Annotated in this window: 17 protein-coding genes; 10 read left to right on the top strand and 7 right to left on the bottom strand. The window is 65.7% G+C overall.

The features are described from left to right. The first annotated feature begins 68 nt into the window (after nt 1-68). The 5 genes from NZL82_RS02665 to NZL82_RS02645 all read left to right on the top strand — a co-directional run bounded on the left by NZL82_RS02665 (nt 69) and on the right by NZL82_RS02645 (nt 4,734). Nucleotides 69-476 carry a DUF2147 domain-containing protein gene (locus NZL82_RS02665; RefSeq protein ID WP_261268217.1) on the top strand — a complete coding sequence of 136 codons (408 nt, stop codon included), beginning with the start codon at nt 69-71 and terminating at the stop codon, nt 474-476. A 43-nt stretch (nt 477-519) separates the two neighbouring features. Then, entirely contained in the window at nt 520-1,824 is a 1,305-nt protein-coding gene (locus NZL82_RS02660) for an OmpP1/FadL family transporter (protein WP_261268216.1), read from the top strand. A 14-nt stretch (nt 1,825-1,838) separates the two neighbouring features. Next, complete coding sequence (locus tag NZL82_RS02655) at nt 1,839-2,588, top strand: electron transfer flavoprotein subunit beta/FixA family protein (protein WP_261268215.1); 750 nt, start codon at nt 1,839-1,841, stop codon at nt 2,586-2,588. Continuing rightward, nucleotides 2,585-3,514 carry an electron transfer flavoprotein subunit alpha/FixB family protein gene (locus NZL82_RS02650; protein WP_261268214.1) on the top strand — a complete coding sequence of 310 codons (930 nt, stop codon included), beginning with the start codon at nt 2,585-2,587 and terminating at the stop codon, nt 3,512-3,514. Before NZL82_RS02655 ends, NZL82_RS02650 begins: the two co-directional genes overlap by 4 nt. Before the next feature lie 170 nt (nt 3,515-3,684). Next, nucleotides 3,685-4,734 (top strand): LacI family DNA-binding transcriptional regulator, encoded by a 1,050-nt coding sequence (locus NZL82_RS02645; protein WP_261268213.1) that lies wholly within the window; start codon nt 3,685-3,687, stop codon nt 4,732-4,734. 18 nt (nt 4,735-4,752) lie between these two features. Here the strand turns inward: NZL82_RS02645 and NZL82_RS02640 are convergent, their stop codons facing one another. Together NZL82_RS02640 and NZL82_RS02635 are read right to left on the bottom strand one after the other, a co-directional pair. Next, nucleotides 4,753-5,868, bottom strand: coding sequence for a glycoside hydrolase family 68 protein (locus NZL82_RS02640; RefSeq protein ID WP_261268212.1), 1,116 nt, complete (start codon nt 5,866-5,868; stop codon nt 4,753-4,755). Between the two features lie 68 nt (nt 5,869-5,936). Further along, nucleotides 5,937-7,304 carry an MFS transporter gene (locus NZL82_RS02635; RefSeq protein ID WP_405051335.1) on the bottom strand — a complete coding sequence of 456 codons (1,368 nt, stop codon included), beginning with the start codon at nt 7,302-7,304 and terminating at the stop codon, nt 5,937-5,939. 175 nt (nt 7,305-7,479) lie between these two features. Here NZL82_RS02635 and NZL82_RS02630 point away from each other — a divergent pair, with 175 nt between their 5' ends. Next, nucleotides 7,480-7,935, top strand: a complete 456-nt coding sequence (locus tag NZL82_RS02630; protein WP_261268211.1) for a hypothetical protein — start codon at nt 7,480-7,482, stop codon at nt 7,933-7,935. 7 nt (nt 7,936-7,942) lie between these two features. Here NZL82_RS02630 and NZL82_RS02625 read toward each other — a convergent pair whose 3' ends face one another. After that, on the bottom strand, nt 7,943-10,168 hold the full coding sequence (locus NZL82_RS02625; protein ID WP_261268210.1) for a S9 family peptidase: 2,226 nt from the start codon (nt 10,166-10,168) through the stop codon (nt 7,943-7,945). Nucleotides 10,169-10,360: 192 nt separating this feature from the next. Here NZL82_RS02625 and NZL82_RS02620 point away from each other — a divergent pair, with 192 nt between their 5' ends. Continuing rightward, nucleotides 10,361-11,719, top strand: coding sequence for an FAD/NAD(P)-binding protein (locus NZL82_RS02620; protein ID WP_261268209.1), 1,359 nt, complete (start codon nt 10,361-10,363; stop codon nt 11,717-11,719). A gap of 21 nt (nt 11,720-11,740) precedes the next feature. Here the strand turns inward: NZL82_RS02620 and NZL82_RS02615 are convergent, their stop codons facing one another. Beyond that, nucleotides 11,741-13,255, bottom strand: a complete 1,515-nt coding sequence (locus NZL82_RS02615) for a tryptophan halogenase family protein (protein WP_261268208.1) — start codon at nt 13,253-13,255, stop codon at nt 11,741-11,743. 241 nt (nt 13,256-13,496) lie between these two features. On the opposite strand from NZL82_RS02615, the gene NZL82_RS02610 reads away from it, so the two are divergent. Then, a complete protein-coding gene (locus tag NZL82_RS02610) occupies nt 13,497-16,055 on the top strand; it encodes a TonB-dependent receptor domain-containing protein (protein WP_261268207.1) in 2,559 nt (852 codons plus the stop codon). Between the two features lie 65 nt (nt 16,056-16,120). Next, nucleotides 16,121-17,143 (top strand): LacI family DNA-binding transcriptional regulator, encoded by a 1,023-nt coding sequence (locus NZL82_RS02605; protein WP_261268206.1) that lies wholly within the window; start codon nt 16,121-16,123, stop codon nt 17,141-17,143. 70 nt (nt 17,144-17,213) lie between these two features. Here NZL82_RS02605 and NZL82_RS02600 read toward each other — a convergent pair whose 3' ends face one another. After that, on the bottom strand, nt 17,214-17,639 hold the full coding sequence (locus tag NZL82_RS02600) for an organic hydroperoxide resistance protein (protein ID WP_261268205.1): 426 nt from the start codon (nt 17,637-17,639) through the stop codon (nt 17,214-17,216). Nucleotides 17,640-17,748: 109 nt separating this feature from the next. Here NZL82_RS02600 and NZL82_RS02595 point away from each other — a divergent pair, with 109 nt between their 5' ends. Further along, entirely contained in the window at nt 17,749-18,207 is a 459-nt protein-coding gene (locus tag NZL82_RS02595) for a MarR family winged helix-turn-helix transcriptional regulator (RefSeq protein WP_261268204.1), read from the top strand. A gap of 127 nt (nt 18,208-18,334) precedes the next feature. Here NZL82_RS02595 and NZL82_RS02590 read toward each other — a convergent pair whose 3' ends face one another. Next, nucleotides 18,335-20,728 (bottom strand): hypothetical protein, encoded by a 2,394-nt coding sequence (locus NZL82_RS02590; protein WP_261268203.1) that lies wholly within the window; start codon nt 20,726-20,728, stop codon nt 18,335-18,337. Nucleotides 20,729-20,836: 108 nt separating this feature from the next. Beyond that, nucleotides 20,837-21,700 (bottom strand): glutathione-dependent disulfide-bond oxidoreductase, encoded by an 864-nt coding sequence (gene yghU / locus NZL82_RS02585; RefSeq protein WP_261268202.1) that lies wholly within the window; start codon nt 21,698-21,700, stop codon nt 20,837-20,839. Nucleotides 21,701-21,752: the final 52 nt, after the last annotated feature.

Genomic DNA, 21,752 nt, shown 5'->3' with positions numbered 1-21,752 from the left:
AAATTGGAGGGCGACCGGAAAAGCCGGCGTTCTTACCCGAACAAGCGGGTATGGAGAGGAGAAGAGGCATGTTGTTGACCCTGACAGCCATGGCATTGGCCGGCGCCGGCGCCAATGCGGACGCGGTGATCGGCCGCTGGCAGACTCAGACCCGCGGTGGCGTGGTCGAAATCCAGAAATGCGGCAATTCGGTGTGCGGGCGCATCCTGACTTCGGAAAAGCTGCGGACCAACCCTGCACTGACCGACCAGAACAACCGCGATCCCAAGCTGCGCAATCGCCCACTGAAGAACCTGCTGATCCTGCAGGGCTTTTCGCAGGATGGCGCGGCGTGGGGTGGTGGCACCATCTATAATGCCGAGGATGGCAAGACCTATAGCGCCAAGCTGACACCCGAAGGGGCCGACACGCTGAAGGTGCGCGGCTGCGTCTTTGTGCCGCTGTGCAAGACGCAGACCTGGACGCGGATCCGCTGATCCGACGCGTTGCCATCCAACATATGATTCGGGGAGTAAGATCATGACCAAGGGCCTCAAGGCTTCGCTTCTGTCCACCGCCATCCTGTCGTCTTCCTTCGCCTTTGCGGGCGCGGCGCACGGCCAGGCCTTCTACCTTCAGGAACAGTCGACGCGTGGCCAGGGTCGCGCCTTTTCGGGTGAGGGTGCCGACACCGGCGCGTCCTCGCTCTGGTGGAACCCGGCCGCGATCGCAGGCATGGAGCGTGGCGAGGCGGTGATCGGTGCCTCCGCGATCATTCCGAAGGGTGATGTGGTCGACACCGGCACGGTGATCCTGCGTCCGGGCCAGCCGGCGCGTCCCGTTGGCGGCAATGGGGTTTCCAGCGATCCGATCAATCGCGGTATCGTGCCGTCGGGTGCGGTCGCCTATCCGCTCAACGACCGGGTCGCCGTCGGCCTGGCGGTGACCTCGCCGTACAGCTTCACCACCGAATATGACGCGAACAGCTGGGCGCGGTACAGCGCGCTCAAGACCGAGTTGCGGACCATCGACATCCAGCCTTCGGTCGGTATCGCGCTGCTCGACTGGCTGCGCGTCGGCGGCGCGCTGAACGTCGAATATACCAAGGCCGAACTAGGGAACGCGCTCCCCAATTTGTCGCCGCTGCTGGCCGATGGGTATCAGCGGTTGAAGGGCGATGGCTGGGACCTCGGCTGGACCGCGGGTGTGCAGCTTCACAATGACTGGGCGACGGTTGGCATCAGCTACAAGTCGCGGATCAAGCATCAGTTGAAGGGTAGTCTGGAAGTGGGGGGCCTGCTTGGCCCGCTCGCGGCGCAGAACCGGACGGTCGACGGCGCGACGGCGGAATTCTACACCCCCGCCCAGATCATCGTCGCGGGCCGCTTCCGCGCCACCGACAAGCTGACGTTGAACGCTCAGGCGGTGCGCTTCACCTGGGCTGACTTCGATGCGATCCGCCTGGGCGCGCCGATCAACACCGCGATCCCGGAGAATTACAAGAACAGCTTCTCGTTGGCCGGTGGCTTCGATTACGCCGCCAATGACCGACTGACCGTACGCGCCGGTGTACAGCGTGGCATCACTCCGACGCAGAATGGGAATCGCGACGCACGTGTGCCCGATGCGAACCGCTGGAATTACTCGATCGGCGGTTCGTACAAGCTGACCCCGCGCTTCACGCTGGACGCGGCGGGCAGCTATATCGACTTCGCCAATGCCAGCATCGATCGCCGCACCGCCGCCTATGCGGGCACGGCGGTGCAGACGCCGATCCTGACCTCGGGCCAGGTGCAGAACGCCCGCGCGTTCGTGGCGTCGATCGGCGGCCGCTTCAGCTTCTGATTGAGAGAATGGTTATGAAGATCGTCGTGCCCGTGAAGCGGGTGTTGGATTATAACGTGAAGCCGCGGGTGAAGGCGGACGGGACGGGCGTCGATCTGGCGAACGTGAAGATGAGCATGAACCCGTTCGACGAGATCGCGGTGGAAGAGGCGATCCGGCTGAAGGAGAAGGGGGCGGCCACGGAAGTGGTCGTCGTCTCGATCGGCGAGCCCAAGGCGGCGGATACGCTGCGCACCGCGCTCGCCATGGGGGCGGACCGCGCGATCCTGATCACCGCCGACCAGGCACCCGAGCCGTTGGGCGTCGCCAAGCTGCTGGCGAAGGTGGTCGAGGAGGAACAGCCGAGTCTGGTGATCCTGGGCAAGCAGGCGATCGATGGCGACAACAACCAGACCGGCCAGATGCTGGCGGGGCTGCTCGGCTGGGCGCAGGGCACGTTCGCGTCGAAGGTGGAGATCGACGGACAGAGCGCCAACGTCACCCGTGAGGTCGATGGCGGGCTGGAGACGGTGGCGCTCACGCTGCCCGCGATCGTGACGACCGACCTGCGCCTCAACGAGCCGCGCTATGCGTCGCTGCCCAACATCATGAAGGCCAAGTCCAAGCCGATGGCGACCAAGACGGCAGCCGATTACGGCGTCGACATCGCCCCCCGGCTGGCGATCACCCATGTCGCCGAGCCGGGCAAGCGCCAGGCGGGCGTCAAGGTCGGCTCGGTCGACGAGCTGGTCGAGAAACTCAAAGCACTGGGAGTGGCCAAGTGAAGACGCTGGTTTGGGTCGAGCATGACGGCGGGACCGTCAAGGATACCACGCTGGCGACCGTCACGGCGGCGGCCAAGCTGGGCGAGGTGCACCTGATCGTCGTCGGGCAGGGCGTCGACGGCGTGGCGCAGGCCGCCGCGGAGATCGCGGGCGTCGGCAAGGTCCACGTCGCGGACGACGCGGCCTATGCGAATGCGCTGGCTGAGAATGTCGCGCCGCTGATCGCCGAGCTGATGGGGCATCACGACGCCTTCCTGGCGCCCTCGACCACGACGGGCAAGAACATCGCGCCGCGCGTCGCAGCCCTCATCGACGTGATGCAGATTAGCGACATCCTGTCGGTCGAGGGGCCGGACAGCTTCACCCGGCCCATCTATGCGGGCAATGCCATCGCGACCGTAAAGACCAGCGACACCAAGCTGGTCCTGACCGTCCGCACGACCGCCTTCGAAAAGGCGGCGGCCGAGGGCGGTTCGGGCACCATCGAGGCCATCCCGACCACGGGCGACGCGGCCAAGTCGCGCTTCGTCGGTGCGGAGAAGGCCGAGAATGCCCGTCCCGAACTGACCAGCGCCAAGGTCATCGTCTCGGGCGGTCGCGCGCTGGGCTCGGAAGAGCAGTTCCATGCGCTGATCGACCCGCTGGCCGACAAGCTGGGCGCCGCTGTCGGCGCGAGCCGCGCGGCGGTCGATGCGGGCTATGCCCCCAACGACTATCAGGTCGGCCAGACCGGCAAGATCGTGGCACCCGAAGTCTATGTCGCGGTCGGCATCTCGGGCGCGATCCAGCATCTGGCGGGCATGAAGGACTCCAAGGTCATCGTCGCGATCAACAAGGACGAGGATGCCCCCATCTTCCAGGTCGCCGATATCGGCCTGGTCGGCGACCTCTTCACCGTCGTGCCCGAACTGACCGACAAGGTCTGAGCCGACTATATCCGTCATCCCGGCATGGGCCGGGGTGGCGGAATGTCTGTCGGCGGCAACATGGCCCGAAGGGCCGCCCGTTACACGATCGTCCTGATCCATGTAAGTTCTGGCGCGGAAAATTCCGAGCCCGCTTGTCGGATATGGGCCCCTACGGTTAGCGTTATCCCATGACCGAAAATTTCACGGGGGAAGGCGATCGTCGCGTTCGCACGATCGCGGATCTGGCGCAGATGGCAGGGGTGTCGCCGGGCACCGTTTCGCGCGCACTGGCGGGCAAGTCGCTGGTCAATGCCGAGACGCGCGCGCGCATCCAGGCGCTGGCCGATCAACATGGTTTCCGCCCCAACCAGATGGCCAGCCGGTTGCGCACCCGTCGCACCGGCGTCATCGGCATCGTCGTGCCGCTGGGCCATGAACGGCGCCAGCATTTGTCCGACCCCTTCTTCATGACCATGCTGGGCTATCTGGCGGATGGGCTGACCGAGAATGGCTATGACGTCATGCTGTCGCGGGTCATTCCGGACGCCACCGACTGGCTGGACCGGGTGGTGGACAGCGGCATGGTCGATGGCGTCCTGCTGATCGGCCAGTCGGACCAGTATGACGCGATCGAACGGGTCGCGCGCCGTTATCGCCCGCTGGTCGCCTGGGGCGTCACCTTGCCCGATCAGGTCCATACGGCGGTGGGTACCGATAATGCGCTGGGCGGGCGTCTGGCGGGGCAACGGCTGATCGAGCGGGGGTGCCGCCGTATCGCGTTCCTGGGCGATGTCAGCGCCCCCGAAATTCGCCTGCGCCATGACGGCGTCGCCCGCGCCATGGCGGAGGCAGGGCTGGAGGGTGCGCTGATCCAGCTTTCCACGCACCTCGCCTCCGACGTGATGGAGCAGGAGATCGCGGCGCATATCGACGCTCTGCTGAAGCAGGGCGGTGGCACCATGCCGATCGACGCGATCGTCGCCGCGTCCGACATGATCGCCATGACCGCCGTTCGCGTGCTGGCCGATCGGGCGATCGCGGTGCCCGACATGCTGCCCGTCATCGGCTATGACGATCTGCCCGTCGCCGCGCAGGCGGTGCCGCGCATCACCACCATTCGTCAAGACATTGCGGCGGGGGCGCGGGCGATGGTCGACGCGCTGTTCGCCCGGATCGGCGGAGAAGAGGCGGGCTCGGTGATCCTGACCCCCGAACTGATCGCCCGCGACTCCGCTTGAACCGGGCCTGATCGCGGATCAGGCGATCGTCACCCGGTCGCCATCGAAGTTCAGCCGGAACCAGGGCGCGGCGGTCCCGCCGAAGCGTTCGCGACGAAGCGCCGGATCGGCGCTGGCGTCGCTTCCGGCCAGGCCCCAATAATCGACGAAGCTGGTCACGTCGCCCTCATAGGTGACCCACCAGCAATAGGCCTGAGTCGGTTCCTCGACGGGATTGCCCGCGACCAGCCCGGTGCCGTTGACCGGCCGCCAGGGTCCTTCGAAACGGTCCGCGACCATCGCATAGAGCCCGGTAGGTGCGTCCAGGCCGGGGGCGAAGCGCTTTGCCTGCGTCGACCAGCAGCAATAATAGCGGCCGTCGCGCAGGATGATGTGCGGCCGCTCCAACTCGCTGTTGACGCCCAGCGCCTCGATCAGCGGCGGCTGGATGGCCCAGCCGTCGCCCGTGCGTCGTGCGACCCCGACGACGCCGTCGACGTCCTGGTTCACCCAGCCCGCCGATCCGACGAACAGCAGATATTCCGCCCCATCTGCCGGATCGCGGAAATAGCCCGGATCGCGAAAGCCCTTGATGCCGCCATTTTCGGGTTCCGCCTGGTTGGCGACGATATAGTGATGGCCGTCCGCCACAACGCTCTCGACCGGCTCGCTCCAGCCCTCGCAGCGCCCCTCATCGGCGAGGAAGCGGCCTTGCGTCTCGAACAGTCGCTGTTCGAAGGTGCGCGGCCCGCCGCGCCGTCCCGAGGCGGTGAAATACATGGTCAGCGTGGTGTCGTCCTCCCCCAGCACCGCCGAGCCCGACCATTCGCGGCTGCCCGGCGTGAAGCCGTCGGGAAAGGTCACGCCATGATCGCGCCAGCCGTCCGCACCATAGCTGGTCAGGCGGATGCGCGCTTCGTCATGGCGCATTTCGGGGTCGTCGAAGCGCGGCGTCGCCAGGAAGAACCACCAGCTCCGCTCCCCGAAAAAGGCGGTACGGCCATCGGCATAGGCGATCTGCCACATGTCCCACAGATCATGGTCGGGCAGGATCGGGACGACATCGGCGGCCGTGAATACGGGCAGGCGCGCATCCGTCTGGGCGGCGATCCCGGCCAGCGCGTCGGCCGACCAATGGGTGGGGGTGGTCGTCATAATACCTCGGGATCAGAATTGGAGGATCAGAATTGGGGGATCGGAGAAAGGGAGCAGGAATCGGGAGATCAGGCCTGCGATGCAGCGCCGAGCGGCACCCCCTGCGGCGCGCGCGCGCGGACCCAGTAGACCGACGCCGCCGCGAACAGCATCAGCACGCCGCACAGGGTCAGGACGTTGCGCGGATCGCCGCCAAGCCAGCTTTGATAGAAAAGGGGCAGGGTCACGCCGAAGATCAGCATTGGAATGACGATCATCATGTTGAAGATGCCCATATAGACGCCGGTCCGTTCGGGCGGGATCGAGCCCGCCAGAATGACATACGGGTTGCCCATCATGCTCGCCCAGCCGAGCCCGATGCCTATGGCGGGGAGGAACAGCATCGCCTTGCTGGTCATATGGGGCATCGTCATCATGCCGATGCCGGTGATGACCAGGCACAGTGCATGGAGCGGTGCGGCACCGATCCGCTTGGCGAGCGGCACCATGGCGAAGGCGGCGACGAAGGCCACCCCGTTATAGAAGGCCGCGACCTCGCCATTGGTCAGGACGGCGGCGTGAAAGCCCGACGAAGTGGCATCGGCGGTGCCATAGACTGAGCGGCCGATCGCATAGATGACGTAATTCCAATAGGCCATCATCGCATACCATTGGAACAGGCTCATCAGGGCCAGCTTGCGCATCGGCATCGGCATGGCGCGGATCGCGTCGCCGATCTCCTTCAGCGTCGCGCCGATCCCCTTGGGTGCGGCGGCGATACGGGCGCGATCCCCGGTCGTGAGGGGGAGTTCGGGCACCCGCCGGATCGACCAGATGATCGTGGCGAAGGACAGGACCGCGCCGATCATGAACACGACGCGCGCCGTATAGGGAATATGATGCCCGTCGACCCAATCCGGGTTCATTCCCGCCCAGACCAAGATCGAGGGGGTCAGGAAGGCAAGCATCTGGGCAAGCCCGGTAAAGGCGCTCTGCGTCAGGAAGCCGATATTATGCTGCGCCCCGTCGAGCCGGTCGGAGACATAGGCGCGGTAGGGCTCCATGGTGATGTTGTTGCCTGCGTCGAGAATCCACAGTAGCGACACCGCCATTAGCAGCGACGAGCTGAGCGGCATGAAGAACAGACCAAGGGCGCAAAGCACCGCACCGATCACGAAATAGGGCGTGCGGCGGCCCCAGCGACTGTCCGTCCGGTCGCTCATCGCACCGATCAGCGGCTGGATCAGCAGCCCCGTCATCGGCCCGGCGAGCTGAAGCAGCGGAATCTGCGCCTCCGACGCGCCGAGATAGCTGTAGATCGGCGCCATATTGCCCTGTTGCAATCCAAAGCTGAATTGCAGTCCGAGGAAGCCGAGATTCATTTCCAGAATGCGGCCCAGGGACAGGCGGGGCTTGATCGGGGCCATGGTTCCGGCGGCGGGGGTGGACGGGGTCATGCGAATCCTCTCGCACGCGGGGGAAGGGCCATGGTCTATCGCTGGCTTGCCGCGTCGGGCTCGATCATGCCGTGGCTTTCAGAGGAATGCAACAAACGATTGCAAGGAATGCGACCGGTGGCGACTTGCCTGTGGTGCGGAGCCCGACGATAGTCGGACAGGAGGGAGAAACGCATTGATCCATCTTGGAATATTGGCACTGCTCACCCCTTTGCCTGCCATGACGGCGGCGGAGAGGAAAGTGTCGTGCGAACTGGGCAAGACGGTCCTTGCCGACATGCCGATCACGTCGGAGGCGGGCCGCTATATCGACACGGATTCCGGGCAGGCCGGTCTGCTGGCGCTATGCCCGGAATTGGCGGGAAAGCTGCCCGCCGGCTATCGGGCGGCAGACGCGGATGCGCGTTTGCGGGCCAGCATTCATGCGCCCCCCTTGGCGGGACCCCGGCCGCCGGTCGCCATTCTATACACGATCGGTCTTCCGGAGATCGATAAGGACGGGCGCCATGCCAAGCTGACCCTCACCACCGAATGTACCGGAATGTGTGGCAGCGGAATGCTCTATCGCTATGTCCGCACGAGCCGGGGATGGCGACGCGATGGCCCTCCATCCCCGCTATGGGTTTCGTGATCCCGGCTTATCGCCCGCCGGGGGGCAGGTTGGTCTCCAGATAGCGGGTCATCAGCGAATAGAGGTGGATGCTGGTATTCTCGCCCTCATAGATGCCGTGGCTGCGATCGGGATAGGCCATCATCGTGAAGGGCTTGTTGAAGTGGATCAGGCGATCCACCAGCTGATCCTGGTTCTGGTAATGGACATTGTCGTCCAGCGTGCCGTGGATCAGCAGCAGATTGCCCTTCAGCCGGTCGGCGAAAGTTATGGGCGAGCCGTTCTTATACCCTTCGGCATTGTCGTCGGGCAGGCCCATATACCGTTCCTGATAAATGGTATCGTAGAGCTTCATGTCGGTCGGTCCGGCGACCGCAATGCCGGTCTTGTAGAGGTCCGGATAGCGGAACAAGGCGTTCTGCGTCATCGCGCCGCCGCCGCTCCAGCCCCAGATGCCGATCCGCGCGGGGTCGATATAGGGCCGCGTCGCCAGCATCTTGCGCACACCCGCCGCATAATCGGCCGAGGCGAGGATACCGACCTGGCGATAGATGCTCTTGCGCCAATCGCGCCCGCGCGGGGTGGCGGTGCCACGCGGATCGAGGCTGGCGACCAGATAGCCCTTTTGCGCGAGCATCCTGTGCCACAGCCCCTGTGCCCCCGCCCAGCGGTCCGCGACCGTCTGGCCCCAGGGTTCGCCATAGACGAAGTAGAGGATCGGATAGCGCTTGGCCGGATCGAAGCCGGGCGGCTTGATCAGCCATCCGTCGAGTTGCGTCCCGCCGCCGATATCGACGCGGAAGAATTCGGTCGCGGGCAGGCCGCTGTCGGTGACTTCCTTCGCCAGCGGCGCATTCGCGGCCAGGGTACGCAGCGGCTGCTGGCGGGTCATGTCGAGCATGTCGGTGACCGGCGGCGCGTCGAAGCGCGAGACGGTGTGCAGTGCCCAATGTTCGCCAGGCGCAATATTGTAGCTGTGCGTGCCCGGCTGGTCCGCCGGGGTCAGCCGCTCGACCCTGAGGCGGCCCGACAGGGTGGTGCGATAGAGATAGCGCTGGGTCGGATTGTCGGGCGAGGCGATGAACCAGGCATAGCCCGCCTTCTCGTCGACATGGAGCAGATCGACGACGTCGAACTTGCCCGGCGTGCGGAGCGTCGCGCGGCCCGTCGCCCGGTCGACGGTGTAGAGGTGACGCCAGCCGTCCCGCTCGGACAGCCAGGTAAAGGCGCCGCCGCCCTTCAGCCATTCGGGCGCGGCATTCGCCTCGACCCAGGCGGCGTCCTTTTCAACCAGGATCGGCTTCACCGCACCGGTCGCGGGATCGCCGAGCAGGACATTGTAACTGTTCTGGAGCCGGTTGGACTGCTGGATGAACAGCGCCTCCGCTCCGCCCGCCCAGCTGATCTGCGGCACGTAATTCTGACGCGGGTCGCCCGACAGCTTGAACCAGCGGGTGGCACCACCGTCCAGGTCGATCGCGCCGACCGTCACCGCCGAGTTGGTCGTGCCCGCCTTGGGATATTGCAGCGGAATGACCTTGGAATATTGGCCGCCGGTGTTCTTGATCATGTCGAAGGTACCGACGCCCTTCGTATCGAAGCGCAGAAAGGCAATACGCTTGGAATCCGGGCTCCATTCGAACGCGCGGTGGACCGAGAATTCCTCCTCATAGACCCAGTCGGCCAGGCCGTTGACGACATAGTCGTCACCGTCCCTGGTCAGCGCGGTGGGCGCACCGCCGGAGATCGGTTCGACATAGATGTTGTTCGCGCGGACATAGGCGATGCGGCTGCTGTCGGGGGAAACCGTGGCGTAGAGCAGAGTGGAGGGCGCGGCGTCCTTGCCGACCTTGTGCAGCCGCTTGTTGGCGACGTCGTACAGCCAATAATCGGACAGTGCGTTGGTCCGGCGGAAGCGCTGGCCGTTGGTCTGGATCAACAGCCAGCGATTGTCGGGCGACCATTCATAGCTGTCGATGGACAAGGGGGCGCTTGCACCCGGCGGCACCAGATCGGACGCGGCGACCACCACCTGTCGCTTTCCGTCGGCGATCGCGTAGCGGACGATATCCTGTCCGCCCTGGGCCGCGCTTTCGAGCGCGAGATAGCTTTCGCCATCCTTGCCCCAGCGGCTTTCGCGGACGGATTCGATGCGGACGGCCTTCGGGCCGAAAATGCCCTCGACCGACAGGCTTTCCGTCGGGGCGGGCGCCGTGGTGGCAGCGGGGGGCTGAGCGGCGACGGGGACGGCCATGGCGATGGACGACAGGGAAACCAAAAGACCGGAAATCCGCCAACACGACCGCATCGAAACGTCCACTTGCCCAGAGATGATGCCGATAGCGTAACGCTCGGATGTAAAATCGTATACTGAAATCTGCGTGAAGAGGTGGCGCGATCCGATTAGAGGGTGATGCGACGCCAGCGGAAAAGGACGAGCGGACCAATGACGACGGGTATCGATCATGTCGCCATCATCGGTGGCGGCTTTGCGGGGACGCTGCTGGCCATCAATCTGGTTCGCCATGGCGGGCCGCGGGCGACGCTGATCGAACGGCGGGCCAATCAGTTGGCGCGGGGCGTCGCCTATAGCGCCGCGCATGCCGAGCATCTGCTGAACGTCCGGGCAGGCAATATGAGCGCCCTGCGGGACGACTCCGATCATTTCGTCCGCTGGCTGGTCGCGCGCGGGGCGGGGGATGCCAAGACCTTCGTGCCGCGCCGGGTCTATGGCGATTATCTCCGCGATCTGCTGATGGAGACGATCGCCGCCGATCCGGCTCGGTTGACGCTCGCCTCGGGCGAGGTGGTGGCGCTCGACCGCGAGGGGGCGGGCTATCGGCTGACGATGGAGGGCCGCGCGCTGTCCGCCGACGCGGTCGTGCTGGCGCTCGGCAACCTGCCGCCGCACAGTCCGCCGGGAATCGATCCGGCCGCGCTGGTGGAGGGCTGCTACCGGGAGGACCCTTGGGCGGGCGATATTGCCGAAGGGCTGGGGCCGGACGACCGGGTCTTGCTGGTCGGCAGCGGGTTGACCGCGATCGACGCGGCGCTGCTGCTGGATGCGAGCGGGTTCGGTGGGCGGATTACCGCCATGTCGCGGCGGGGCCTGGCGCCGCGTCGCCATGCCGAAACGCCGCCCGCCATGCCGCTGCGAGAGCGGCCCGCCGCCAGCTTGTCGGCGCTGGTGCGGCATGTGCGCTGTGCCGCAGACGAGCAGGGCTGGCGCGCGGCGGTCGATGCCTTGCGGCCCGTGACCCAGATGATGTGGGGTGCCGCCGATGGCGCAACCCGCGCCCGCTTTCTACGGCATTTGCGCCCCTATTGGGACGTGCATCGGCATCGACTGGCCCCTTCGGTCGCCGATCGGGTCGATGCGCTGGTCGAGGCGGGGCGGCTGTCCATCGCGGGCGGCAAGCTGGTGCGGGTCGAGTGCGATGGCGACGGGGCCCTCGTCCATTGGCGACGGCGCGGGGCCGACAAAGTGGAGGCGATGCGTGTGGCGCGGATCGTCAATTGCACGGGGCCGCAGGGAGATTTGCTGAGATCGCGCGAGCCGCTGATCCGGCAATTGCTGAGCCAGGGCATGATCCGGCCGGATGCGCTACGGATCGGGCTGGAGGTCGATGCGCAGAGCCATGTCGTGGCGGGCGATGGCGGAGTGGATGACCGCCTCTATTGCATCGGCCCGATGACGCGCGGCGGTTTGTGGGAAGTGGTGGCGGTACCGGACCTGCGGCAACAGAATTGGGAATTGGCACGGCGGCTGGCCCACGCCCAATGGGTGGGCGGCGAGGGGCTGTAAATCCCCCCGCGCCGGGTAGGATCAGGCCAGGGCTCCGATCCGTTTCAGCCAATCCGTATGGGCCGGCATCGATTCCGCCATCTGTCCGATCGCGCCCGCCAGCTTGCCGACAAAGGTCCGGCTCTGCGCAGGCTCGCCATAGGCCAGCAGCGGGTCGAGTCCCTGGGGCATATTGAACTGCCCGATATGCACCGCCGCCCAACTCGCCGGGCCGAACAGGTCCATGTCGCGCGCGACCAGACGACCAGCCGTGCGGAAATGCGCGATCTTCATCGCCAGCGTCTCCGGGATCGGCATCGCCGCGCATTCGCGCCACAGGGCCGAATCCTGTCGCTCGGTCAGCTTGTAGTGCAGGATCAGGAAGTCGCGAATCCGCTCATATTCGGTGATCGCGACGCGGTTATATTCGGTGATGGCCTCGGGCTCGAAGGCTCGGGTGGGGAAATAGGCGAGCAGCTTGGCGATGCCCGCCTGGATCAGATGAATGCTGGTCGACTCCAGCGGCTCCATGAAGCCGCTCGACAGGCCGATGGCCACAACGTTGCGGTTCCACATCAGCTTGCGCCGACCGGTGGTGAAGCGCAGGAAGCGCGGATCGCCCAATGCCTCTCCGTCCAAATTGGCCATCAGCGTCGCGGCTGCCGCGTCATCCGAGATATGGCGACTGCAATAGACATAGCCATTGCCGGTGCGGTGCTGGAGCGGAATGCGCCATTGCCATCCCGCCGCCCGCGCGGTCGAACGGGTATAGGGCGTCAGACCGTCGCCGCCGGTGACGCATGGCGCCGCCACCGCCCGGTCGCAGGGCAGCCAGTGGGTCCAATCCTCATACCCCGTGCCCAGCGCCTCTTCGATCAGCAGCCCGCGAAAGCCCGAGCAATCGACGAACAGATCCGCCGCCAGCGTCCGGCCATCCTCCAGCGTGACCGAGGCGACATGGCCGCGCGAACCCTCCAGGCGATGGTCGGCGATCTTGCCCTCGACCCGGATCACCCCGCGTGCCTCGGCATAGCGGCGCAGGAAACGGGCATAGAGGCCTGCGTCGAAATGATAGGCATAGTCGAAGGTCGAGGCGACGCTGCGCGGGTCGGTCATCGGCGCGGCGAACCGGCCGCGCTTGGCGGCACCCCATGCCATGGACAGGTCGTCGAAGGCGATGCCGCTGTCCGGCCCTCCCGCCGCCAGCCAATGCTGATGCACCGCGACCAGATCGAAGGATTTGCCGTGCGTGCCGAAGGGGTGGAAATAGCGATGCCCCTCGCGCCCCCAGCCGACGAATTCGATGCCGAGCTTATAACTACCCTTGGTCTCGCGCAAGAATTCGGCCTCGTCGATGCCCAGCGTCTGGTTGAACAGGCGGATCGGCGGGATGGTCGCCTCGCCCACGCCGACCGTGCCGATGGCGTCCGACTCGACCAGCGTGATGGTCAGCCCACGTGGGCTGGCATGGGCGAGGGCGGCGGCGGTCATCCAACCCGCCGTGCCGCCGCCGACGATCAGGACGGACCGGATCGCATCGGGGGGAGTATCGCTCATTCTGCCATCCTCTTCTTCACGCCTTGATCCTGTCGGTCCGGGTCGCGCGCCTGTCCCTTGGCATATCATGCAAAGGTTTGCGATCCCACCGCCATGATGGCGACGGTCATGCTGTGTTTTCTCGATCACAGTCATGCAGATTTTATGCAATGGTTTGCAAAAGTCGTGTTGCAAACGATTGCGAGTATGCTAACCCTTAATCACGACATCCCGGACACCGGGGCGAATCAGGAGAGGGTGAATGAAGACGAGCGTTCTGCGGTCCTGTGGATCGATGGCAGCTTTGGCGGTGGCGCTGGTGAGCTTCCCGGCCTTCGCGCAGACCAATGCCCCCCAGGCGACGACCGCGCAGCCGGCTCCGACCGGTTCGGGCGCCGTAGCCCAGGCCGGTAGCATCCCCGACGCCGGTGTGCAGAGCGAAGACATCGTCGTCACCGCGACCAGCGGCGAGCGCTCGCGCTTCCGCAGCTCGATCTCGGTGTCGCAGGTCAGCCAGGAAGCCATCCAGAATTTCACCCCGCGCTCGACCGCGGAAATCCTGCGCAACATCCCGGGTCTTCAGCCCAGCGATACCGCAGGTCCGGGCGGCAACGCCAATATCGGCGTGCGCGGCATCCCCGTTTCGACCGGCGGCTCGGAATATGTCTCGCTGCAGGAAGACGGCCTGCCCGACGTCCTGTTCGGCGACATCAACTTCGGCAACAACGACTATTGGCTGCGCTTCGACCAGAACATCAAGACGGTCGAGGCGGTGCGCGGCGGTTCGGCCTCGACCTTCGCCAGCCAGGCGCCGGGTGCGGTGATCAACTTCATCAGCAAGACCGGCGACATCAAGGGCGGCCAGGTCGCCTATTCCAACGGCTTGGGCTTCCGTGAACACCGCGTCGACTTCGACTATGGCGGCCCGATCGACGACAGCACGCGCTTCCACATCGGCGGCTATGCGCGCAACGGCGGCGGCTACACCAACGAGAATTTCAACATTCTGCGCGGCTACCAGATCAAGGCGAACATCACCAAGGATCTGCCCGACAATCGCGGCTTCATCCGTCTTTATTTCAAGCGGCTGGACGAGCAGGCGCCGACCAACACCACCACGCCGACGCTGGCGACGCTGGACGGTAATCGCGTGACCGGCTTCACCCCGCTGCCCAATTTCGACGGGCGTTCGGGTTCGGCCTATACGATCTACAACCGCAACTTCCAGTATCTGGACTATGACAATGGCGGCGTGAAGTCGGCCGAGGTGCAGGGCATCCACCCGCGCGTCACCGGCATCAGCGGCCAGATCCATTACGACTTCAACGACAATATCTCGCTCGACGACACGATGCGCTATCAGTGGATCAGCGGGAATTTCACGACCCAGTTCATCAACGTCCAGACGCTGACCGGCAGCGGCGGCCTGATCGGCTCGACCGTCAACGGCCAGACGGTGGGTTCGGTCCGCTATGCGGCTGGGCCGAAGCTGGGACAGTTGTTCACGGGAAGCTATGTAAACAACAATCCGAACATCAACGTGTTCATGAAGAACATGGACAATTTCGCCAACAACCTGACCCTGAACGGCAAGTTCCAGGTCGGGCCGGGCAAGGCGCGCCTGACCGCCGGTCTGTTCGTGATGCGGCAGAACATCGTCCAGGACTGGCATGTCAATCGCCAGTATAGCGAGCTGAACGGTAACAACGCCGCGCCGCTCGACCTGTTCTCGACCACCGGCACGCAGCTGACCGCCGCTGGCCAGGCCGGGTTCAACGACAATTGGGGCAGCTGCTGCGCCCGCCGCGTCGACCTGACCTATACCGACGTCGCGCCCTTCCTTCAGGCGGGTTACGAAGTCGGCGGCCTGAACCTCGACGCCTCGGTCCGCTATGACAGCGTGCATGGGGAAGGCACCGCGCAGGGCGGTATCGCGGGTCCGAATACCCGCGTGTCGGATGCGCTGGGCTCGGCGCTGATCCCCTCGCTGGTGCTCAACCCGACGGCCGAGAAGATCAACTATACCGATGGCTATGTCAGCTGGTCGGTCGGTGCCCTCTATGCGTTCAACAGCAAGACCAGCGTCTTTGCCCGCGCCAGCCGGGGTGGCCGCTTCAACGCCGACCGCCGTGTCCTGTCGGGCAATTTCAATGCCGATGGCTCGCTCAACAGCCAGGGGCAGGCGACCTCGGTCAATTATCTCAACCAGCAGGAAATCGGCCTGAAGCAGCGCGGCGGCATCTTCGGCGCGTCCTATTCGGTCGAAATCACCGGCTTCCGCTCGACGCTGACCGAGAATAATTACGACTTCACCCGGATCAACAACCCCGCGCCGAACAACAACCCGAACATCTCCAACGGCTATCGCTCGCTGGGTATCGAGTTCAGCAGCCGGGTGAGCTATGGCAATTTCCATCTGTCCGCCGATGCGACCTATGCGAATTCCAAGATCACCAGCAGCGCGACGGCGGGGCTGGTCGGCAAGAAACCCGGCGGCCTGCCCGACTTCCTGTTCGTCGTATCGCCCTCTTACGATGCGGGTCCGATCGCCTTCGGCGTCAGCGTGAACGGTCAGACCAGCACGAAGTCGGACGACTTCAACCTGTACACGATCAAGGGCTCGACCTTCGTCAACGGCTTCGTGACGGTGCGTCCGATGGAGAAGCTGGAACTGGGCCTGAACGTCAACAACCTGTTCGACAAGCTGGGTTTCCGTGGCGGCGGCGGGCTGTTCCCCATCCTGTCCTCGACCCAGGGGGTCTTCAACAATACCGCGCTGTATGGACGAACGCTAACGGCATCGGTCCGTTACCGCTTCTGACCGACAAACAACTTTGGGGCGGGTGCCAATGGCATCCGCCCCTTTTTTCGTTCAGGAGGCAGGCCATGACCGACACGGCCCAACCCGCCCGCACCCTGAAGGACATTGCTCGGCTGGCAGGCGTGTCGCCCGGCACGGTCAGCCGGGCCCTGGCGGGCAAGAGCGTCGTCAATGCCGAGACGCGGCAGCGGATCGAGGCCCTGGCGGCGGAACATAATTTCCAGATCAACCAGATGGCCCGTCGCCTGCGCGCGCAGCGTACGGGAGTGATCGGCCTCGCCATTCCACTGGGGCATGAGCGACGGCAGCGCCTGTCCGATCCCTTCTTCATGACGCTGCTCGGCCATCTCGCGGATGAACTGGCGGCGCGCGACCATGACGTGATGCTGTCGCGGATCATTCCGGATGACGACGACTGGCTGTCGCGCATCGCCCGTTCGGGCATGGCCGATGGCGTATTGCTGATCGGCCAATCGGATCAGCTGGCCGTGATCGAGGCGGTCGCGCAAACCTATCTTCCGCTCGTCGTCTGGGGCAGCAATCTGGCGGGGCAGCGTCACTGCGCGGTCGGCGTCGACAATCGGCTGGGCGGACGGCTGGCGGGCGAGCATCTGATCGCGACGGGCCGCCGTCATATCGCCTTCATGGGTGAAATCCGCACCCTGGAACTGGCGCAGCGCCATGCCGGGCTGTGCGATGCGCTGGCGCAAGCGGGATTGCCGCCGCCCTATCAGTTGGACGTCGCGCTCGCGCCCGACCTGATGCCCGATCAGATCGCCGCCAATCTGTCGCGATTGCAGCGGGAGGGGCGGGGGATCGACGGTATCGTCGCGGCCTCCGACATGATCGCGGTGGCGACCATGTCGGCGCTGGCCGCGTCCGGCGTTTCGGTACCGGGCGATGTCGCGGTCACGGGGTTCGACGATCTGCCGCTGGCCGAACGCGCGGTGCCGCGGCTGACCACGATCCGACAGGATCTGGAGGCGGGGGCGAAGGCCATGGTCGAGGCGCTGTTCGCGCGGCTGGACGGACAGGCGGCGCCGGGGCTGGAAATGCCGCCTCGCCTGATCGTGCGGGATTCGGCCTGAGGAAAAAAGAACGGCGCGGTCTTAGGGAAGAATCGACCGCGCCGGTAGGTTCAGGGAGTACGGATGGATGTCAGGCCAGCGTCAGGCCGACATCCACATTGCCGCGCGTGGCATTGGAATACGGGCAGATATGGTGCGCGGCTTCGACCAGTTTCTCTGCTTCGGCACGGTCGATGCCGGGCAGCGCGACGGTCAGGTCGGCCGTGATCCCGAAACCGCCCGCCGCGCGCGGGCCGATACCGACTTTGGCGGAAACCGACACGTCGTCGGGCACCTTCACCTTCAACTGCTGGCCAGCGACCTTCAGCGCGCCGATGAAGCACGCGGAATAGCCCGCCGCGAACAGCTGTTCGGGATTGGTGCCGTCGCCGCCCGCGCCGCCCAATTCCTTGGGCGTCGACAGCTTGACGTCGAGCGTGCCGTCCTCGGTCCGGGCATGGCCTTCACGGCCACCGGTTGCGCTGGCCTGGGTCTGGTACTTCACGTCGATCGTCACATCTGGTCTCCGATAATTGTTATCGCGATACATAAATGGCGCGAGTGATCGGGCTTGTCCAGCCCTTCTTTTATCGCGATATGCATTTTGTGATTTCGGGAGAATGTGGATGTCGGTGCCGTGGCCGCTGGACGATCAGTTATGCTTCGCACTGTACGCGGCCAATATGGCGGTCCAGCGCACCTATAAGCCGATGCTCGACCAGCTTGGCCTGACCTATCCGCAATATTTGGCGCTGCACGTCCTATGGGAAGAGGATGGCCGGACCATCGGTGCCATCGCCCAGCGGCTGGGGCTGGAGTCCAGCACGGTGACGCCGCTGGTCAAACGGCTGGAGGCTAGCGGGCAGCTGATGCGCGAGCGCGATCCGCAGGACGAGCGTCAGGTGCGTGTGCGTCTAACCCCGGCGGGCCATGCCCTGCGCGACCAGTGCGGCTGCCTGGGCGAGGAGATCATCTCCCGGTCCGGGATGGCGATGGACGACCTGACCGCACTTCGCGGCGAAGTGCGCGCATTGCGTCTGGCGCTCGAACAGCGAGAGGGCGGCGGCGACGGGAAGGCGGCGTGAAAAGGGGATCGCCGACAGCCCTTTGAGCTGGTGAACCGAGCTATGGCATAGTCCCTTGGTTTCGGTCCTCCCGGCGGTGCCGCCCGCCAATCTCCGTCAAGCCGGAGCGGCGGCCAAGGCAAACCCCTTACGGCTTTTGCGACAAGGCGAACACCACCCCCGGCGCATCGCGCAGCGTCAGGCTCAGCCCGCCATTCTGCGGCTGCGGCACCGTCAACCGCGCCGCCGTGAAGCCCGGCGGAACGCTGATCGCCCCGGTCATGTCGGCGCTGGCCGCGACCCGCTCGATCAGGAAAAGGTCGCTGCCGGACATCTGGCAACCGTCCGTCGTACAGGCGACAGCATCGATCCGGGGCAGTCGCACCAGCGTGGCGAGCGGTGCCCAGTCACCCCTGACGGGCCCGCGCACGATCCTATAACGGAGCGGGCCCGCCGCCGCCGGCCCCAGCCGCGCCGGATCGAGCGTCGCGACCGCGATGTCGGGCGAGGACAGGCGAACGTCGCGTCCGCCCTCCAGCATGACGCTGGTGTTGCCATCGGTGGTGGCGACCTCGACCGCGTCGGTCGGGGCCAGCCGCGTGCCCTCGGCGGCGCGGATCGAGAAGGTCAGGCGGCTATGGTCGGGCAGGACGGCCTCGTCCCGCGTCGCGAGCGTGACGGCGCCCGCGGCATCCTTGGGCGTCAGGCTGCGCGCGATCAGCGTCGCGGCGGGGCGCGGCGGCGCGGGCGTGATCGGCACCGACAGGGTCCGGCCGTCGTCCAGTCGTATCCTGGCGCTGTTCCCATCGGGCAGGCGGCCGTCGGCGGCGGTCGCGATCAGCCGATCGCTATCCCCCTCGCGCGTCACCTGATCGGGTGACAGGCGCACGTCGCCCACCTCGACCCCGGCAATCTCGTCCAAGCGCTGGCCGGTCAGCGTCACGAACCGGTCCCCCTTGGCCAGCGTCACCGTGTCGATCCGGCTGGCGGGCGAATAGGCGCGCAAGGTGACGGTGCGCGGAGCCGGATCGCCGATCTGTTGCACCTCCAGCGTGACGTCGCCACCGCGCGCGTTCTTCAACGGCAGGGTGACGGCGATGCCGTCATTGCCGCGAAGCGTGAAGGACACGGGCTGTGCCGCGCCGCCGGGCGATCGCATGGTGACCCCGGTGACGCAGGCGGCGGCGGGGCCGGTCAGCGTCACCGCATTGTCGCGGCCGACGACCAAGCTCTGCCCCGCATCGCCCGCGCGCCATGCCCCGCCGTCGGGGAATTGCAAGGTAAAGCTGGGCCCCTCGAACCCGTCGAAACCCCATTGGCCGTGCAGCTTGGCGGTGACCTTGCCCGACAGGCCACCGGCGGGCAGCGGTTCGGTCAGCACATAGCCGCCCCGGTCCGCCCGTGCCCGGACGGGCAGGTCGATCGTCTTGCCGTCCGCGCTGGTCAGCGACACCGTCATGTTACGGGCAAAGGCAGTCGAATAGATGAGCGGCGCACCCTCGACCGGCAGGACCAGGCCGGGGCGGGCACCGCAGAGGGGCTGATCCCCGGTCACGCGCAGACGCGGCGGGCTGACCGCGTCGATGGCCGGCATCGCGGCGACCAGCACCGATTTGGGCTTGGCGAAGGACGGTGCGGCGTTAAGCAGCAGCGACAGCCGATCCCCCTCGCGCGTCGCGAGCGTGGGCAGATAGCCGAATTGCGGATTGCCGAACGCGCCGAACACGCGGGCAATGTCGCGGATCACACCGATATAAGGGCTGTAATAACCCAGCCCGGCCTCGCGCGTATAGCTGAGTTGCAATGCCAGGTCGGTCGGTGCGCCGATCAGCGTGTCGGTCATCGAGCTGCTGTGAATATCCGCCAGCACCAGCGAATCGCGATTTTCAAGAAGACAGGCCGCCTGCAACTCGATGACGCGGGCCAGGCAATCGGGGTTCAGTTTGATCGCCAGGCTGTTGGACAGCGCCGGGGCGAGGGTGCGCAGAAATTCGGGATGGCTGTTTTCCTGGGCCCGGATCGCCGCGACGAAGGCGTTGAGGCGAGAGCGGTCGAGCGAGGCCTGGTTCAGATCCTGTACCGCGCGGACGAACTCGCCGGGGCGGTCGCGCACGGCATCGACGATCGTGCCCGATGCGCCGCCGGTCTCCGGCACCAGGAACAGCGCCATCTGCCGCGCGCCCTTGGGCACGGTCAAGGTCAGGCGGCGATCCTTGTCCTTGGCCTTCCAAGTCTCGGCGGACTGGACCCAATTCTTGGGCGGCGGATTGGTCGCACCGCTGAGAAAGGCGGAGAATAGGATGTAATGCGCCCGCTGGTCGCTCGGCAGATCCGCCTCGATGGTCAGGCGATCGCCAGCAGCGAGATTGGGCACCTCGGCTATGGGCAGCGTCTTGTCGCCGCGCGTCACCGCGATCCGCAAGGCCGGGCCGGGCAGGTCGAAGGGGGCCGGGTCGGCCGCGCAGAGCGGGCTTTCGACCAGAGCGGCGGCGGCTAGCGCCAGCGTCAGAAGAGGGCGCGGGAGGAAGAAGCGGGGGAGCATGGCAAGGACTTAAGGCGCAGACGGCCGCAGGGATCAACCCATTCGCGGCAGATGACATCGGCCCGTCATTTTTGATCCTCCCCATCAGCGATGGGGAGGATTGGCAGGTCAGCCGATCTTGTCGGCGGTCCGCGTCTCGAAATCGCTGGCATCGTGCCGCTCGGGCAGTTGCTCGGCGGGGTCACCCATGGTGCGGTTGACCATTCGCCCGCGCTTGACCGCCGGGCGTGCGGCCAGTTCACGGGCCCAGCGAATGACATGGCCATAGTCCTGCACCTGCAGAAACTCGGCCGCGCCATAGAGATCGCCCAGCACGAGCTGCCCGTACCAGGGCCAGATCGCCATGTCGGCGATGCTATAGTCATCGCCCGCGACATAGCGATGATGCTCCAGTTGCCGGTTCAGCACGTCGAGCTGACGCTTGGCCTCCATGGCATAGCGGTTGATCGCATATTCGATCTTCACCGGCGCATAGGCATAGAAATGGCCGAAGCCGCCTCCCAGGAACGGCGCGCTGCCCATCTGCCAGAACAGCCAGGACAGGACCCGCGCCCGCGCGGCGGGCTCGGTCGGCAGGAAGGCGCCGAAGCTCTCGGCCAGATGGGTCAGGATCGCGCCGGATTCGAAGATGGCGAGCGGCTCGTCGCCGCGATGGTCGACCAGTGCCGGTATCTTTGAATTGGGATTGATCTCGACGAAACCGCTGCCGAACTGGTCGCCTTCGCCGATGCGGATCAACCACGCGTCATATTCCGCGTCCGTATGACCGGCGGCGAGCAACTCCTCCAGCATGATCGTGACCTTCACCCCGTTGGGCGTGCCCATTGAGTAGAGCTGGAACGGATGCCGACCGACGGGCAGGGGCTTGTCGTGCGTCGCACCCGCAATCGGCCGGTTGATCGAGGCGAAGCGGCCGCCGCTCTCCTTGTCCCAAGTCCAGATGGCGGGCGGGGTATAGGCGTCGTCGCTCATGCGCTTGCGGCTCCATAAAGGGTTCGACGCGGCAAATGGGGCGGGGTGTCAG

The sequence above is a fragment of the Sphingomonas sp. LC-1 genome, from assembly GCF_025371035.1.
GTDB lineage: Bacteria > Pseudomonadota > Alphaproteobacteria > Sphingomonadales > Sphingomonadaceae > Sphingomonas > Sphingomonas sanguinis_E.
Note: the sequence above shows the minus strand (reverse complement) of the source record. Positions and strands in the feature narration are given on the sequence as shown.

Bases quoted from the DNA above. Each gene is read 5' to 3' on its own strand.
- NZL82_RS02625 (WP_261268210.1), bottom strand. From the start codon at position 10,168: ATGGCCGTCCCCGTCGCCGCTCAGCCCCCCGCTGCCACCACGGCGCCC.
- NZL82_RS02620 (WP_261268209.1), top strand. From the start codon at position 10,361: ATGACGACGGGTATCGATCATGTCGCCATCATCGGTGGCGGCTTTGCG.
- NZL82_RS02655 (WP_261268215.1), top strand. From the start codon at position 1,839: ATGAAGATCGTCGTGCCCGTGAAGCGGGTGTTGGATTATAACGTGAAG.
- NZL82_RS02665 (WP_261268217.1), top strand. From the start codon at position 69: ATGTTGTTGACCCTGACAGCCATGGCATTGGCCGGCGCCGGCGCCAAT.
- yghU (WP_261268202.1), bottom strand. From the start codon at position 21,700: ATGAGCGACGACGCCTATACCCCGCCCGCCATCTGGACTTGGGACAAG.
- NZL82_RS02605 (WP_261268206.1), top strand. From the start codon at position 16,121: ATGACCGACACGGCCCAACCCGCCCGCACCCTGAAGGACATTGCTCGG.
- NZL82_RS02615 (WP_261268208.1), bottom strand. From the start codon at position 13,255: ATGAGCGATACTCCCCCCGATGCGATCCGGTCCGTCCTGATCGTCGGC.
- NZL82_RS02595 (WP_261268204.1), top strand. From the start codon at position 17,749: ATGTCGGTGCCGTGGCCGCTGGACGATCAGTTATGCTTCGCACTGTAC.
- NZL82_RS02610 (WP_261268207.1), top strand. From the start codon at position 13,497: ATGAAGACGAGCGTTCTGCGGTCCTGTGGATCGATGGCAGCTTTGGCG.
- NZL82_RS02635 (WP_405051335.1), bottom strand. From the start codon at position 7,304: ATGACCCCGTCCACCCCCGCCGCCGGAACCATGGCCCCGATCAAGCCC.
- NZL82_RS02640 (WP_261268212.1), bottom strand. From the start codon at position 5,868: ATGACGACCACCCCCACCCATTGGTCGGCCGACGCGCTGGCCGGGATC.
- NZL82_RS02660 (WP_261268216.1), top strand. From the start codon at position 520: ATGACCAAGGGCCTCAAGGCTTCGCTTCTGTCCACCGCCATCCTGTCG.
- NZL82_RS02645 (WP_261268213.1), top strand. From the start codon at position 3,685: ATGACCGAAAATTTCACGGGGGAAGGCGATCGTCGCGTTCGCACGATC.
- NZL82_RS02590 (WP_261268203.1), bottom strand. From the start codon at position 20,728: ATGCTCCCCCGCTTCTTCCTCCCGCGCCCTCTTCTGACGCTGGCGCTA.